Below are 15,312 nucleotides of genomic sequence, written 5' to 3' on the forward strand. Positions count from 1 at the left end.
GCGGCGGGGAGCGTGGTCCGATGGACCCGGAGGAGACCCAGTGCCCCCTGCCTTTATGCGTTCCCGCGCCGTGCGCGCGGGGATGATCATCACAGCGCTCGGTGCGGTGGTCGCCGCGCCGCTGGCGGTGACGAAGGCGCCGCCCGCCGATGCCGTCACCATCGCGGGCGCCCGTACCCTGTCGGACAAGGTCGCCGTCGGCTGGGCGAGCAAGCCGGCGAAGACCACCGCGGTGCACCTGCTCGGCTGGAACGACTACCACGGCAACCTCGAGCCGGCCGGCCTGAACATCTACGGCAAGTTCGCCGGCGGCGGCGCGTACCTCGCCAAGGCGGTGCTGGACAGGCAGAAGCAGTACCGCGGCCACGTGGCGACGGTCCTGGCCGGCGACAACATCGGCGCCAGCCCGCTGGCGGACGGGTTGTTCAAGGGGGAGCCGGCGACCATCACCAGCAACTTCATGAACGTCGACTTCTCCTCGGTCGGCAACCACGAGTTCGACAAGGGCAAGGCCGAGCTGCTGCGCATCCAGCGGGGCGGCTGCGGGGCAACCGCCTGCACCGGCGCGCCGTACGCCGTGCGGACCGCGCGGGGCGGGGTGAAGCAGACCAACACCTACCCCGGCGCCGACTTCAAGTACCTGGCCGCCAACGTCATCGACAACGCGACCGGCAAGCCGCTCTTCCCCGCCTACGGGATCAAGAGCTTCCGCTCCGACAGCGGTCGGCCCATCTCGGTCGGCTTCATCGGCGAGGTCCTCCAGGCCACGCCCACGATCGTGACGCCGAGCGGCGTGGCCGGCCTGACCTTCACCGACGAGGCGGACGCGGCCAACAAGGCCGCCCGGGAGCTCGCCCGCAAGGGCGTCCACGTCCCGGTGCTCGTCATCCACCAGGGCGGGTCCCAGACCGGCTCGATCACCGGCCCCAACGGCTGCGCGGGCAACCTGGCCGGCAGCGACATCGAGACGATCGCCAAGCGGCTCGACCCGTCGATCAAGGTCATCGTGTCGGGTCACACGCACGCGGAGTACCGCTGCACGATCACCACCAACGGGGTGACGCGGCTGGTCACCAGCGCGGCGTCGTTCGGCCGGATCCTGAGCGACATCACGCTCACCGTCGACGACCGGACCGGCAAGCTGGTCGCGGCCGAGGCGGCCAACACGATCGTGGAGAACGCGCTCAACACCCCGGGGCCCGGCGTGGTGCGCCAGGACGACCCGTCCAAGGCCGACCCGACGGTGGCCGGCATCGTCCAGCAGTACGTGACCGCGTCCGCCCCGCTGGCCAACAAGGTGCTCGGCAAGATCCAGGGCGATCTGACCCGGACCCCGACGGCGGTCGGCGAGTCGACCCTCGGTGACGTGATCGCCGACGCGCAGCTCGCCACCACCTTGGACCCGGCCAAGGGCGGGGCGCAGCTGGCCCTGATGAACCCCGGCGGTATCCGCGCCGACCTGAAGGTCTCCGACATCTCCTCCGGCGGGGAGGCGCCCGGCGAGGTCACCTACGGTGAGGCGTTCACCGTGCAGCCCTTCGGCAACAGCCTGGTCACCAAGACGATGACCGGTGACATGCTGCGCCGGGTGCTCCAGCAGCAGTTCACCGGGTGCGCGGGCCAGACCACGCAGAAGGTCCTGCAGATCTCCTCGACGCTGACCTACCAGTCCAACCCGGCCGCCGCGGCCTGCGCCGACAAGATCGGTGAGATCAAGGTGGGTGGTGCGGTCGTCACCCCGGCGACCAGCCTGCGGGTGACGATGAACAACTTCCTGGCCTTCGGCGGTGACGGGTTCACCGTCTTCAACGAGGGCACCGCTCCGCTCGGCGGCGCCCAGGACATCGACGCGTTCGCCGGCTATCTCACCGCCGCCGGTGCGGCCGGCGTGCCCGTCCCGGCGACCACGAGGATCACCGCGATCCCCTGACGCCCGAGCCGGACTGACGACGGTGTCCCGGCCCCCGAGAAAGGGGGCCGGGACACCGTCGTCGTCTCCGGCGCCGCCGGGCGGGATCAGGACCGGGCGTCCACCGCGGCGCGCAGGGCGACGGCGTCGGCGCGCACCGCGGCCGGGTCCTCGGCGTCGAGGAGCGCGCGGCGCGCCAGCACGGCGACCCGCCGCAGGTCGGCGGCGATGAAACCGCGCCGGGTGACCTCCTGGGTGCCGATCCGCAGGCCGCGCGGCTCCTCGCCGGGCGGCTGGTCCGGCAGCCCGATGCCGCTGAGGTAGATCCCCGCCTCGGCGAGCCGTACGGCGGCCCGGGCACCGCCGCCGAACGGCGCGGCGTCCAGCGCGACGTGGTGCGACCGGGTGAAGCCGCGGGCCGCCGCCGCCACCGTGAACCCCTGCTCGTGCAGGGCGTGCGCGAGCGCGGTGGCGTTGGCCAGGCAGTCCCGGACATAGGCCGCGCCGCCGTCGGCGAGCTCGGCGGCGGTGATCGCCAGCGAGCCGAGCCGCCCGATGTCGTAGTTGGCCAGCATGCCGGGATAGGCGACGGCGGACACCTCCCGCGCGATCCGCTCGTCGCGGGTCACGACGCAGCCGCCGGGCGGCCCGCCGAAGGACTTGTACGTCGAGAAGGTCAGCACGTGCGCGCCCTCGGTGAGCGGCCGCTGGAACGTCCGGGCGGCCACCGGCCCGGCGACGTGCGAGGCGTCGTAGAGGACGGTCGCCCCGGCCTCGTCGGCGGCGGCGCGCACCGCGGCCACGTCGTGCGGGAAGAGCATCAGGCTGGCGCCGATGACCACCAGGCGGGGCCGCTCCCGCGCGAGGAACCCGCCCAGCGCCGCGTAGTCGAGGTCGAAGCCCGCCGCGTCGTAGGGCAGGTCGACCACCCGCAGGCCGCGTACCCCCGGTACGCCCTGGCCGTGGTGGCTGGTGTGCCCTCCGGCGGCCTCGGGCAGCACCGCGATGGTGTCGCCCGGGTCGGTGAGCGCGGTGTAGACCGCGAGGTTGGCCAGCGTCGCGCTCTGCAGCCGTACCTCCGCGAAGGTGCCCTCCATCAGCTCCGCGACCAGCAGCGGCGCCAGCACCTCGAGCACGTCGAGATGGTCCAGCCCGGCCTGGAACTTCTCGCCGGGCCAGCCCATGCTCGGCCGGCTGGAGAGCGCCACGTCGTGCGCCCGCGTGGCCGCCGGGCTCATGAGGTTGGTGCCCGCGTACAGCACGATGCCCTCGGCGTCGAACCGCCGGCGGTGGGCCTGGAGGGACCGGGTCACCGTCTCGATGACCGCCTCCGTGCCGCTCCGCCCGGTCAGCAGGGCCTCGAGCTCGCCCAGCCGCCGCCGGGCCGGCTCCGACGCCCATGGCGCCACCCGGCTCACCGGTGCCGCCTCATCCATGCTCACCCTCCATGCCCACCTTTCCCTCGCATCGGTTCCGGACGACGTTAAGCGGTGATCCGTCCCATCGCGAGAGGCTCGTCCCTGCGGGCGGCCGGGCCGGACCGGCCGTCTAGGGTGGTCGGATGAGCCCGAACATCGCCACCAACACGGCCGTCACCCGTGCCGAGCTTCTCGACTTCGTCCGTCCCCGCCACCGGGCGGTGCTGCTGACGACCCGGGCCGACGGGGGCCCGCAGGCCTCTCCGGTCACCTGCGGGGTCGACGGCGAGGGCCGGATCGTGGTGTCGACCTACCCGGCACGCGCCAAGGCCCGCAACGTCCGCCGCGATCCCCGGGCCAGCGTGGTCGTGCTGTCCGACGACTTCGACGGGCCCTGGGTCCAGGTCGACGGCTCCGCCGAGATCCTCGACGTCCCCGAGGCGGTCGAGGCCCTGGTCGACTACTACCGGGCGATCGCCGGAGAGCACCCCGACTGGGACGAGTACCGCGAGGCCATGGTCCGGCAGAACAAGTCGCTGCTGCGCATCACCCCCGAGCGGTGGGGCCCGGTGGCCACCGGCGGATTCCCGCCCGCCTGACCGGTGCTTCCGCTGAGCGGAAACAATCCGTGTGCGCCCGTCCCGGAACGCGCATGATCGGAGAGTAGAAACCGCACTCGTACCCGGAGACCTCCATGCGCACCCAGGTCGGCATCGTCGGCGCCGGACCGGCCGGCCTGCTGCTGTCGCATCTGCTGCACCTGCGGGGCATCGACTCCGTGGTGCTGGAGATCCGCAGCCGGGAGTACGTGGAGCGGCGGCTGCGCGCCGGGGTGCTGGAGCAGGGCACGGTCGACACCCTCAACGAGGCCGGCGTGGGGGAGCGGATGCGCCGGGAGGGCCTGCCGCACCACGGCATCGAGCTGCGCTACGGCGGGCGGGCGCACCGGATCGCCTTCGAGCGGCTGGTACCCGGCCGGGCGATCACCGTCTACGGGCAGCAGGAGGTCGTCAAGGACCTCATCGCGGCCCGGCTGGCGGCCGGCGGCGAGATCCTGTTCGACCTGTCCGACGTCGCCGTGCACGGCCTCGACTCCGCCGCCCCGGCCATCACCTTCGTCCGCGACGGCGAGAGCGTGCGGCTGGACTGCGACGTCATCGCCGGCTGCGACGGCTTCCACGGGGTGACCCGGCCGTCGATCCCCGAGGGGGTGGTCACCGCCTACGAGCGCGACTACCCGTTCGCCTGGCTGGGGGTGCTGGCCCAGGTGCCGCCGTCTACCGAGGAGCTCATCTACGCGCGCAGCGACCGGGGCTTCGCCCTGCACAGCATGCGCTCACCGGAGCTGAGCCGGTTCTATCTCCAGGTGCCGCCCGAGGAGGACCTCGCGGAATGGCCGGACGAGCGGATCTGGTCGGAGCTGAAGGCCCGGCTGGAGACCGTGCCGGGATTCGCGCTGACGACCGGGCCGATCCTGGAGAAGGGCGTCACCCCGATGCGCAGCTTCGTGGCCGAGCCCATGCAGTACGGCCGGCTCTACCTCGCCGGGGACGCCGCGCACATCGTGCCGCCCACCGGCGCCAAGGGACTCAACCTGGCGGTCGCCGACGTACGCCTGCTCACCGAGGCGCTTGCCGCGTGGTACGCCACCGGTGCCACCGGGCTCCTGGACGGCTACTCCCGGGCGTGCCTGAAGCGGGTGTGGCGGGCGCAGCACTTCTCCTGGTGGATGACCACGCTGCTGCACACCTTCGACTCCGACGACGCCTACGGCCGGCGGCTCCAGCTGTCCTACCTCGACTACGTCACCTCGTCGGACGCCGCGGCCGCCACGCTGGCCGAGAACTACGTCGGTCTGCCCTACGAGAAGTGAGGAGCCACCCCATGGACACGGTCGTGAACTCCGCCGCGGAGCCGGTCGCCGGCCTCGGCGGCGGTGCCTCGCCCACCCGCCCGGCGCCCAGGTGTTCCTGCACGCCGACCGCCCCGTCATCGTGATCATGCAATCGGCCGGCGATCGGTTGCATGATCACGGTGGACGACTGGAAGGACGCCTGCGATGACGCATCCTCCGCATCTGTATCCCGCCTATGGGAGCACGGTGCTGCGCGCACCGGCCCGCGAGCCGGTCATGCCGGTGCTCGGCCCGGACGCCATCGAGCTGACCAGCCCGGTGTTCGGGGCGCACGAGCTCGGCACGCTCGACCACGACCTGACCCGGCGGCACCCGGGCGAGCCCCTGGGCGAGCGGATCGTGGTGACCGGCCGCGTCCTGGACGGCGACGGCCGCCCGGTGCCGCACACGCTGGTCGAGGTCTGGCAGGCCAACGCCGCGGGCCGGTACGCCCACGACCTGGACCAGCACCCCGCCCCGCTCGACCCCAACTTCACCGGTGCCGGGCGGTGCCTGACCGACGCCGAGGGCCGCTACCGGTTCGTCACCATCAAGCCCGGCGCCTACCCGTGGCGCAACCACCACAACGCCTGGCGGCCCGCGCACATCCACTTCTCGGTGTTCGGCACCGCCTTCACACAGCGGCTGGTCACCCAGATGTACTTCCCCGGCGACCCGCTGTTCGCCTACGACCCGATCTTCCAGTCGATCCCGGACGAGACGGCCCGCGAGCTGCTCATCGCCCGCTTCGACCTGGACACCACCGAGCCGGAGTGGGCACTGGGCTACCAGTGGGACATCCAGCTGGGCGGCACGCCGATGGAGGACTCATGATCACGCCGTCGCAGACCGTGGGGCCCTTCTTCGGGTTCGCCCTGCCCTACGCGGAGGGCCACCACGTGGTGCCGCCCTGGCACCCCGGCGCCGTGCTGCTCCAGGGCCGGGTCCTCGACGGGGCGGGCGAGCCGGTCCCCGACGCGATCGTGGAGATCAGGCAGGCCGACGCGGACGGCCGCGCGCCCTCGGCGGTGGGGGCGCTGCGGCGGGCGGGACACGGCTTCTCCGGCTTCGGCCGCAGCGCCACCGACGCGGCCGGCGGCTACTGGTTCACCACGGTCAAGCCCGGTGGCGACAACCCGTACATCGCGCTGCTGGTGTTCGCCCGCGGCCTGCTCAAGCCGGTCGCGACACGCGTCTACTTCCCCGAGGACGCCGGGGCCGACCCGCTGCTGCGGGGGCTGGAGCCCGAGCGCCGCGAGACCCTGATCGCGGCACGGGACGAGCGCGGATACCGCTTCGACGTCCGGCTGCAGGGCGAGCGGGAGACGGTCTTCCTTGCCTTCTGAGGTACCCTCCCACGCGTCCGGCCCGTCCGGCCCGTCCGGCCCGCCGGGCGCGCTGGACGCCGGGCTGCTGTCGCCGGTGCGCGCCGGGGTGGAGGCCGAGGCCGAGACCTCGGACGCCGCCTACCTGCGGGCCCTGCTGTCCGCCGAGGCCATGCTGGCCCGTGCCCAGGCCCGGGCCGGCACGATCCCGGCCGCGTCCGCCGACGCCATCGCCGCCACGGCCCGGGACATCTGCCTCGACCCGGCCGACCTCGCCCGCCGTGCCCGCGACGCCGGCAACCCGGTCGTCCCGCTGGTCGCCGACCTGCGAGCGGCCGTGCCGCCGGGCGTGGCCCCGGACGTGCACCGCGGCGCCACCAGCCAGGACATCATGGACACCGCCACGATGCTGGTGGCCGCCCGGGCGGCCGCGGTGATCCTGCGCCACCTCGGCCGGGTGCTCGCGGCCCTCGCCCTCCTGGCGGGCCGGTACCGCGGCACCCCGATGGCGGCCCGTACCCTCGGCCAGCAGGCCGTCCCCACCACGTTCGGGCTCAAGGCGAGCGGCTGGCTGCTCGGCTGCCTCGACGCCCGGGACGAGCTCGTACGGGCCCGCGCGGCGCTGCCCGCGCAGCTCGGCGGGGCCGCCGGGACGCTCGCGGCGCTGGGCGATGCCACGGCGGCACCGGATCTGCCGGCCGGGTACGCCGCGGAGCTGGGACTCGCCGACCCGGTGCTGCCGTGGCACGGCCGGCGGACCCCGGTCGCACGGCTGGCGGCCGCCCTCACCGAGACCACCACCGCGCTCGGCAAGATGGCCACCGACGTCGTGCTGCTCGCCCAGACGGAGGTCGCCGAGGTGGCCGAGCCCGCCGCCGGGGGGCGCGGCGGATCGTCGGCGATGCCGCACAAGCGCAATCCGGTGCTGGCGGTCCTGATCAGGTCGGCCGCTCTCCAGGTCCCGGTGTACGCGCAGCTCCTGGCCACCGCCGGGCTGGCCGAGCACGAACGGGCCGCGGGCGCCTGGCACGCCGAGTGGCAGCCGCTGCGCGAGTGCCTGCGGCTGACCGGGGGAGCGGCCGTCACCGCCGCCGAGCTGGCGGAGGGGCTGGAGGTGTTCCCGGACCGGATGGCCGGCAACCTCGGGCTGACCGGCGGCGGGATCGTCTCCGAGCGTCTCGCCGGGCGCCTCGGCCGGGAGCGTGCCACCGGGCTCCTGCGGCGGGCAGCCGAGGAGGGGGCCGAGCTGCGCGACGTGCTCGCCCGGGACGGCGTGACCGGGGTGGACGAGCTGCTCGACCCGGCCGGGTACCTCGGCGCCGCGCCCGCCCTGGTCGACCGGGCGCTGGCCGTCTACCGGGACCGGACCTCGTGAGCGCCCGCCTCGCCCACCGGCTGGACGGGCCCGCGGACGCGCCCGTCCTGGTCCTCGGCCCGTCGCTCGGCACGACGCTGGGGCTGTGGGAGCCGCTGCTGCCCGCCCTCACCGGCTCCCGGCGGGTGCTCCGCTACGACCTGCGCGGCCACGGCGGATCCGAGGTGATCCCCGGCCCGGCGACGGTGGACGACCTGGCCGGGGACCTCACGGCGCTGCTGGACCGGCTGGAGATCCGCCGGTTCGCCATCGGCGGGGTCTCCCTCGGCGGCGCGGTCGCCACGGTCATGGCGCTGAGCGCGCCCGAGCGGGTCAGCGGCCTGGTCCTGTGCTGCACCTCGGCGCGCTTCGGCGAACCGGGGCCGTGGCTGGAGCGGGCCCGGCAGGTGCGAACCGAGGGCATGGAGCGGCTCGCCGGCACCGCGGTGGAGCGCTGGTTCACACCGGGTTTCGCGGTCCGGCATCCGGACAGGGTCCACCCTGTGGTGAACATGCTGCGCACGACCGACCCGGAGGGATACGCCGCCTGCTGCACGGCCCTGGCGCGTTACGACGTGCGGGACCGGCTCGCCGGGGTGCGCGCGCCCGCGCTGGTGATCGCGGGCGCGGAGGACCCGGTCACCACGCCCGGCCACGCCCGGGAGCTCGCCCACGGGCTCGGGGCGGGGGCCGTGACGATCGTCGACGACGCCTCCCACCTGGCGCCCTACGAACGGCCCGAGCCGGTCGCCCAGGCCATGCTCGGCCATCTGGAAGGACTCGAGTGAACGACGAGCGGCGGCACACCGACGGCATGAAGGTCCGCAGGGAGGTGCTCGGCGAGGTCCACGTCGACCGGGCGGTCGCGACCACCACGGCCTTCACGGCGGACTTCCAGGACCTCATCACCCGCTACGCCTGGGGCGAGATCTGGACCCGGCCCGGGCTGGACCGGCGCACCCGCAGCTGCATCACGCTGACCGCGCTCGCCGCCCTCGGCCACCTGGACGAGCTGGCCATGCACGTCCGCGCGGCGCTGCGCAACGGCCTCACCCCGGACGAGATCAAGGAGGTGCTGCTGCAGGTGGCCGTCTACTGCGGGGTCCCGGCCGCCAACAGCGCCTTCGCCGTCGCGCAGCGCGTCCTGCGCGAGGAGGGCGCTCCGGGATGAGCGGGGGCCCGCCGGGACGGCGTCGCCGCGACGATGTCCGGCCCCGTACGATCTCGACGTGACGATCACGGGCACCGGCGACGACAGACCGGCGCTCATCCTGCCCCCGGCGCCGACGGTCACCGCGCAGCTGCTGGCCGACGCCGCGCGCTCCCGCCGGATGGAGGTACGGATCCTGACCCGCAGGCCCGTCCCGCGCGGGCTGTTCGGGCGCACCCACCTGTACGGCGGGGAGGCGTTCGCCGACGCCGTCGCCCCGGAGCTGGGGACTGCCCTGCTGCAGCCGCCGTCGCGGTGGCTAGCCGACCTGCCCGCCGAGTTCACCCGCCGCGAGGTCGTGCACACCACGCTCGGCGCGGCCTTCCGGCTGGAGCGGGCCAGGTTCATCAAACCGGCCGCCGGCAAGGCCTTCCCCGCCCAGGTCTACCCGTCCGGCGGTGACCTGCCGTCCGGCGTGCCGGGACAGACCCCGGTCCTGGTGGCCGACCCGGTGCACTTCGCGGCGGAGTACCGGCTGCACGTGCTGGACGGCGCCGTGCGCGCGGGCGGCCGGTACGCCGTCGACGGCGTGCTCGACCCGGCCCCGGCGGACACGCTCCCGGAGTGGCCGTCGGTGCTCTCGTTCGCCGCCGAGCTGCTCGGCCACGACGCCGAGACGCTGCCGAGCGCGGTCGTCGTGGACGTCGGAATGATGGTCGGCGCGGACGGCCGCCGCGAGCTGGCGGTCGTGGAGGCCAACGAGGCGTGGTTCAGCAACTGCTACGCCGCCGATCCCGCCGGTGTGCTCGACGTCGTGCTGCGAGCCGCGCTGCCCGCCGCGGCGGTACCGAGCCGGGACCGCCCCTTCGTGCGATGAGGCGGCGCGGTGGTCAGGCCCGGGCGACCGCGGTGTCGTACAGCGCCCTGGTCTCCGGGCCGAAGACGATCGAGTACGAGATGTCCGGGGTCAGGCCGCCCTCCTCGTGGCCGCCCACCACCCCGACCACGGTGCCGTTCCCGTCGCCGGTGGCGGCGCCGGTCACGAACGGGCCGCCGCTGGTGCCGTCCCGGTAGTCCTTGCAGTCGAACCGCTGCTGGCCGCCGAAGACGCCGGTCCGGTTCTGGCAGCCGATCGGCCGGCCCTGGTCGACGGGGTAGCCGATGACCCGGACGACGCCGGAGGGCCTGCCGGTGCCCAGCCGGTTGGCGCCGGTGAAGTCCTGGATCCGGGCGAGGCCGCCGTCGCGGGCGACCGTCAGGAAGGCCACGTCGTGGTCGGGGTCGGCGGTGGCGGACCACGTGTCATCGACGATGATCCTGGTGACGGACCAGACGCCGTACGGCTTGACGTCGTCGCGGAGGCCGGGCACGAAGGCCAGGTGCCGGGCGTCGTGCCCGGGGCCGGTGACGCAGTGGGCGGCGGTGATCACCAGGTTGCCCGCGGGGCTGTCGACCACGCTCGCGGTGCAGAAGTGGCGGCCCAGCCGCTGCCCGTCGGTGACGAACAGGGCGCCGACGGCCGGGGTCCCGGCGAAGGGCGTGCCGGCCAGCGGCACCGACGGCGTCATGGTCGAGGCCACGGCGACCTCCCGGGGCCGGGGGGTGCTCGCCCGCTGGGCGGCGTCGCCGCGCCCGGTGGCGGGCACGCCCACGACGGCGATCAGGCCGACGAGGCCGACGAGCACCGACAGGGAGGGGACGACGAACGCGCGTGCGGGCCGTCTGCGCCGGTGCCTCCCCATCCGCGGCTCCCTCTCCGGCCGTCCGGCCGCCCGCTCCCTGGTCTCCGCCTCGATTATCCGCCGGGACCTCGGGAAAAGCACGGGCCGGAGGCTGAGAAGATCATGAAAATCGGCGGGGACGATCCGTCTGGGCCGTCTGTCGCGCGGGCGGGCGGGTACCCCATGATCGGTACATGAGCACTGCGATCCTCACCGCGCAGCGGGAGTTCACCGCCGGCGTCGCCTATCTCAACACCGCCTCCTACGGGCTGCCGCCACGGCGGGCCCACCAGGCCGCGCTGGACATCGAGCGGGACCGGGCGGCCGGGCGGATGGCGATGGACCGGCTGGACGAGGCGGTGGCCCGGTCCCGGAGGGCGTTCGGCCGGCTCGTCGGCCTGCCCCCCGAGCGGATCGCGGTCGGCTCGCAGGTCTCCTACTTCGTCGGGCTCGTCGCCGCCGCCCTGCCGGAGGGCGCCACCGTGCTCGTCGCGGATGGGGACTTCACCTCGCTGCTGTTCCCGTTCCTGGCCCGGCCCGGGCTGGCGGTCCGCTCCGTGCCGCTCGGCCGGATCGCCGAGGCGGTGGACGACGGCGTCGATCTGGTCGCGGTCTCCGCGGTGCAGTCGGCCGACGGCCGGATCGCCCCGCTGGAGGACCTGATCGCCGCCGCCGGCTCCTGTGGCGCGCGCGTCCTGCTCGACGTCACCCAGGCCGCCGGCTGGCTGCCGCTGCCGGCCGACCGAGTCGACCTGCTGGTGTGCGGGGGCTACAAATGGCTGCTCGGCCCCCGCGGCACCTGCTTCCTGGCCGGCACCGCGGAGGCGCTGTCGGCGCTGCCGCCCATCGGCGCGAACTGGTACGCGGGCGCGGACGTGTGGGACTCCATCTACGGGGCGCCCCTGCGGCTCGCCGGGGACGCCCGGCGGCTGGACCTGTCCCCGGCCTGGTCCTGCTGGGTGGGGCAGGCCCCGGCGCTGGAACTGCTGGCGGACGTCGGCGTACCGGCGATCCACCGGCACGACCTGGCGCTGGCCGGCCGGTTCCGGGAGGGGCTCGGCCTGCCGCCGGGGGACTCGGCGATCGTGTCGCTGCCGGTCCCGGACGGCACCGCCGAACTGCTCGCCGAGCGGGGCGTGGTCGCCGCCCTCCGGGCCGGCCGGCTGCGCTGCGCCTTCCACCTGTCCACCACCGAGGCCGACGTCGACCGCGCCCTGGAGGCCCTGGCCGGCCGGGTGCCCCGGGAGGGCCCGGATACCCTGGCGGGATGAGATGGGCGACGGCGGCGGGGCTGGACCTGTGCTGCGTGGCGGTGTTCGTCGTGATCGGCAGGGCGAGCCACGACGAGGCCGCCTCCGTGACCGGGCTGGCCACGACGGCCTGGCCGTTCCTGGCCGGGCTGGCGGCCGGCTGGGCGGTCACCCGGGCCTGGCGGCGGCCCGCTGCGCTGATCCCCACCGGCGCCGGGGTGTGGCTGTCGGCCGTCGCCGCCGGCATGGTGCTGCGCGCCCTGTCCGGCCAGGGCACGGCGGTGGCGTTCGTCGTCGTCGCGCTGGTCTTCCTCGGGGTGACCATGCTCGGCTGGCGGGCCGCCGTCCGGTGGCGGACCTCGGCCGGTACGCCCGCATGAGCGACATCGCGGCCATCGCCCTGCTGCAGGATCCGATCCGGCGGCGGCTGTACGACCACGTGGTGGCACAGGACCACGAGGTCAGCCGCAACGAGGCGGCCGAGGCCGCGGGCGTGCAGCGCACACTGGCGGCCTTCCATCTGGACAAGCTCGTCGACGCGGGCCTGCTGGAGGCGGTGTTCCGCAGGCTCGGCGGCCGGACCGGGCCGGGCGCCGGGCGGCCCGCCAAGCTCTACCGGGCGTCCGCCGCCGAGCACGCGGTGTCGCTGCCGCCGCGCGACTACCGCACGGCGGCCGATCTGCTCGCCGAAGCCGCCGACCTGGCGCGGCTCGACGGTGAGCTGGCCGACGTGGCCCGGCGGCGCGGCCGGGCCCTGGGAGCGGCGGCCGGCGCCGGTGCGGACGTCACCGCGCTGCTGGCCGAACGCGGCTACGCGCCGGTCGTGGAGGGCGCGGAGATCCGCCTGCGCAACTGCCCCTTCCACGTGCTCGCCGAGCACTTCCCCCCGCTGGTCTGCGGCATGAACCTCGCGCTCCTCGACGGCCTGCTGGAGGGGGCGGGGGCGGCGGCCACCGCCCGGCTGGCCGCCCGCCCCGGATGGTGCTGCGTCGTGGTGTGCCCTTCTAAAACTAATGAGCATTGACATAGAAGGTTCGCAGTGATGTGGTGGCCGTCATGAGCGACTCACATCTGGCGCAGTTCAACATCGCCCGCGTCCGGCTGCCCCTCGACCATCCCGAGATGGCCGGGTTCATGGCACTTCTCGACCCGGTCAACGCGCTCGCCGACGGCACGCCCGGCTTCGTCTGGCGCTTCACCGACGGGGAGGCCGACGACGCGACCTCGATACGGCCCTTCGAGGACGACGCCGTCATCGTCAACTTCTCGGTCTGGACGTCGCGGCAGGCCCTGTGGGACTTCGTCTACCGCAGCGCCCACCTGGACGCCCTGCGGCGGCGCCGGGAGTGGTTCACTCGCGTCGACGAGTCGTACAGCGTGCTGTGGTGGATCCCGGCGGGCCACCGGCCCACGGTGCCGGAGGCGGTCGAGCGCCTCGATCTGCTGCGCCTGCACGGGCCGGGACCCAGGGCGTTCACCTTCCGCGACCACTACGAGCCGGTCGAGCGCGGCGGGACCACCGAGCGCGCCGGGCACCCGGTGGCCGCCGAGCCGGCCAGCTCTTGACCGCGGCGCCGTCGTTGCCCTCTCATAGGACCACCTACCGGTGGATGGAGCGTGCCATGACGGCGCTGTCGTACGCGTCCGGGATCTCCCGGGTCCCCCTGCTCGGAGACACGATCGGGGCCGACTTCGACCGGGCGGTGGCCGCGCACGGCGACCGGGACGCCCTGGTGGACGTGCCGTCCGGGCGGCGCTGGTCCTACCGCGAGCTGGCCGCCGAGGTCGACGCGGTGGCCCTCGGCCTGCTCGGGCTGGGGGTCGGGAAGGGCGACCGGGTGGGCGTCTGGGCGCCGAACTGCGCCGAGTGGGTCTTCACGCAGTACGCCACCGCCAAGATCGGCGCCATCCTGGTGAACATCAACCCGGCCTACCGGGTGCACGAGCTGGAGTACGTCCTCAACCAGTCCGGGGTCCGCACGCTGGTGGCGGCGCCCGGTTTCAAGACCTCCGACTACGCCGCGATGATCGCCGAGGTGCGGCCCGCCTGCCCGGGACTGCTGGACGTCCTGCTGATCGGCCGGGAGGAGTGGGCCGGGTTGCTGGCCGCCGGCCGGGCCGCGGACCCGGCACTGCTCGCCGGGCTCGGCGCCGGGCTCTCGGCCGACGACCCGATCAACCTGCAGTACACCAGCGGCACCACCGGGTTCCCCAAGGGCGCGACGCTCTCGCACCACAACATCCTCAACAACGGCTACTTCGTCGGTGAGCTGTGCGGGTACAGCGAGGTGGACCGGATCTGCATCCCGGTGCCCTTCTACCACTGCTTCGGCATGGTGATGGGCAACCTGGCGGCCACCAGCCACGGCGCCTGCATGGTGATCCCGGCACCCGGATTCGACCCGAAGGCGACGCTGGAGGCGGTGGCGGCCGAGCGCTGCACCTCGCTGTACGGCGTGCCGACGATGTTCATCGCCGAGCTGGCGGTGCTGGCCGAGCCGGACGCGGCCGGCTACGACCTGTCCTCGCTGCGCACCGGGATCATGGCGGGCTCGCCCTGCCCGGTGGAGGTGATGAAGCAGGTCATCGAACGCATGGGCATGACGGAGGTGTCGATCTGCTACGGCATGACCGAGACCTCGCCGGTGTCCACCCAGACCCGGGTGGACGACTCCGTGGACCGCCGGGTCTCCACGGTCGGCCAGGTGCACCCGCATCTGGAGATCAAGATCGTGGATCCGCAGACGGGGATCACCGTGCCGCACGGCCGGGCGGGGGAGTTCTGCACCCGGGGCTACTCGGTGATGCTGGGGTACTGGGAGCAGCCCGACCTGACGGCCGAGGCGATCGACGCGGCCCGCTGGATGCACACCGGGGACCTCGCGGTGATGGACGAGGACGGCTACGTGACCATCACCGGCCGGATCAAGGACATGGTCATCCGGGGCGGCGAGAACGTCTACCCGAGGGAGATCGAGGAGTTCCTCTACACCCATCCCGACATCCTGGACGCACAGGTGATCGGGGTGCCCGACGCCACCTACGGCGAGGAGCTGATGGCCTGGATCCGGCTGCGGCCCGGTGCCCGGCCGCTCACCGCCGGGTCGCTGCGCGAGTTCTGCGCGGGCCGGCTGGCGCACTACAAGATCCCGCGCTACGTCCATCTCGTCGAGGAGTTCCCGATGACCGTCACCGGCAAGATCCGCAAGGTGGAGATGCGGGAGCGGGCGGTGGAGCTGCTCGGCCTGGGGGAGAACACCGGGCGGACCTGAGCCGCGGCCGTCCCGTCGC

16 protein-coding genes are annotated in these 15,312 nt (G+C 74.1%); 14 read left to right on the top strand and 2 right to left on the bottom strand.

Annotated elements, in window-relative coordinates; all coding sequences use genetic code 11:
- Positions 1-40: 40 nt before the first annotated feature.
- Positions 41-1,930 (top strand): bifunctional metallophosphatase/5'-nucleotidase, encoded by a 1,890-nt coding sequence (locus tag ACRYCC_RS31995; RefSeq protein ID WP_433817476.1) that lies wholly within the window; start codon positions 41-43, stop codon positions 1,928-1,930.
- 86 nt (positions 1,931-2,016) lie between these two features.
- Here ACRYCC_RS31995 and glyA read toward each other — a convergent pair whose 3' ends face one another.
- On the bottom strand, positions 2,017-3,345 hold the full coding sequence (glyA, locus tag ACRYCC_RS32000; protein WP_433817477.1) for a serine hydroxymethyltransferase: 1,329 nt from the start codon (positions 3,343-3,345) through the stop codon (positions 2,017-2,019).
- 125 nt (positions 3,346-3,470) lie between these two features.
- Here glyA and ACRYCC_RS32005 point away from each other — a divergent pair, with 125 nt between their 5' ends.
- The 8 genes from ACRYCC_RS32005 to ACRYCC_RS32040 all read left to right on the top strand — a co-directional run bounded on the left by ACRYCC_RS32005 (position 3,471) and on the right by ACRYCC_RS32040 (position 9,927).
- Positions 3,471-3,926, top strand: coding sequence for a PPOX class F420-dependent oxidoreductase (locus ACRYCC_RS32005; protein WP_433817478.1), 456 nt, complete (start codon positions 3,471-3,473; stop codon positions 3,924-3,926).
- A gap of 95 nt (positions 3,927-4,021) precedes the next feature.
- Positions 4,022-5,200: a 4-hydroxybenzoate 3-monooxygenase gene (gene pobA, locus ACRYCC_RS32010; RefSeq protein WP_433817479.1), complete on the top strand. Its 1,179-nt coding sequence runs from the start codon at positions 4,022-4,024 to the stop codon at positions 5,198-5,200.
- 186 nt (positions 5,201-5,386) lie between these two features.
- On the top strand, positions 5,387-6,055 hold the full coding sequence (pcaH, locus tag ACRYCC_RS32015) for a protocatechuate 3,4-dioxygenase subunit beta (RefSeq protein WP_433817480.1): 669 nt from the start codon (positions 5,387-5,389) through the stop codon (positions 6,053-6,055).
- Positions 6,052-6,567 (top strand): protocatechuate 3,4-dioxygenase subunit alpha, encoded by a 516-nt coding sequence (gene pcaG, locus ACRYCC_RS32020; RefSeq protein WP_433817481.1) that lies wholly within the window; start codon positions 6,052-6,054, stop codon positions 6,565-6,567. Before pcaH ends, pcaG begins: the two co-directional genes overlap by 4 nt.
- The gene (gene pcaB / locus ACRYCC_RS32025; RefSeq protein WP_433817482.1) at positions 6,557-7,921 is read left to right on the top strand and encodes a 3-carboxy-cis,cis-muconate cycloisomerase; all 1,365 of its coding nucleotides are present in this window, start codon (positions 6,557-6,559) and stop codon (positions 7,919-7,921) included. The genes pcaG and pcaB overlap by 11 nt, the downstream gene beginning before the upstream one ends.
- On the top strand, positions 7,918-8,688 hold the full coding sequence (pcaD, locus tag ACRYCC_RS32030) for a 3-oxoadipate enol-lactonase (protein ID WP_433817483.1): 771 nt from the start codon (positions 7,918-7,920) through the stop codon (positions 8,686-8,688). Before pcaB ends, pcaD begins: the two co-directional genes overlap by 4 nt.
- Entirely contained in the window at positions 8,685-9,071 is a 387-nt protein-coding gene (gene pcaC / locus ACRYCC_RS32035) for a 4-carboxymuconolactone decarboxylase (protein WP_433817484.1), read from the top strand. Before pcaD ends, pcaC begins: the two co-directional genes overlap by 4 nt.
- A 58-nt stretch (positions 9,072-9,129) precedes the next feature.
- On the top strand, positions 9,130-9,927 hold the full coding sequence (locus ACRYCC_RS32040) for an ATP-grasp domain-containing protein (protein ID WP_433817485.1): 798 nt from the start codon (positions 9,130-9,132) through the stop codon (positions 9,925-9,927).
- A gap of 13 nt (positions 9,928-9,940) precedes the next feature.
- Here ACRYCC_RS32040 and ACRYCC_RS32045 read toward each other — a convergent pair whose 3' ends face one another.
- Positions 9,941-10,792 (bottom strand): trypsin-like serine peptidase, encoded by an 852-nt coding sequence (locus tag ACRYCC_RS32045; RefSeq protein ID WP_433817486.1) that lies wholly within the window; start codon positions 10,790-10,792, stop codon positions 9,941-9,943.
- 173 nt (positions 10,793-10,965) lie between these two features.
- On the opposite strand from ACRYCC_RS32045, the gene ACRYCC_RS32050 reads away from it, so the two are divergent.
- Genes ACRYCC_RS32050 through ACRYCC_RS32070 form a run of 5 tightly spaced genes read left to right on the top strand, consistent with a single transcriptional unit; the run spans position 10,966 to position 15,293 of the window.
- Entirely contained in the window at positions 10,966-12,042 is a 1,077-nt protein-coding gene (locus ACRYCC_RS32050) for an aminotransferase class V-fold PLP-dependent enzyme (protein ID WP_433817487.1), read from the top strand.
- Positions 12,039-12,401: a DUF3054 domain-containing protein gene (locus ACRYCC_RS32055; protein WP_433817488.1), complete on the top strand. Its 363-nt coding sequence runs from the start codon at positions 12,039-12,041 to the stop codon at positions 12,399-12,401. The genes ACRYCC_RS32050 and ACRYCC_RS32055 overlap by 4 nt, the downstream gene beginning before the upstream one ends.
- On the top strand, positions 12,398-13,045 hold the full coding sequence (locus ACRYCC_RS32060; RefSeq protein WP_433817489.1) for a helix-turn-helix transcriptional regulator: 648 nt from the start codon (positions 12,398-12,400) through the stop codon (positions 13,043-13,045). Before ACRYCC_RS32055 ends, ACRYCC_RS32060 begins: the two co-directional genes overlap by 4 nt.
- Positions 13,046-13,077: 32 nt before the next feature.
- Complete coding sequence (locus tag ACRYCC_RS32065) at positions 13,078-13,587, top strand: DUF3291 domain-containing protein (protein WP_433817490.1); 510 nt, start codon at positions 13,078-13,080, stop codon at positions 13,585-13,587.
- 56 nt (positions 13,588-13,643) lie between these two features.
- A complete protein-coding gene (locus ACRYCC_RS32070; protein ID WP_433817491.1) occupies positions 13,644-15,293 on the top strand; it encodes an AMP-binding protein in 1,650 nt (549 codons plus the stop codon).
- The last annotated feature ends 19 nt before the right edge of the window (positions 15,294-15,312 follow it).

Source organism: Actinomadura scrupuli, assembly GCF_050971785.1.
GTDB lineage: Bacteria > Actinomycetota > Actinomycetes > Streptosporangiales > Streptosporangiaceae > Actinomadura_E > Actinomadura_E scrupuli.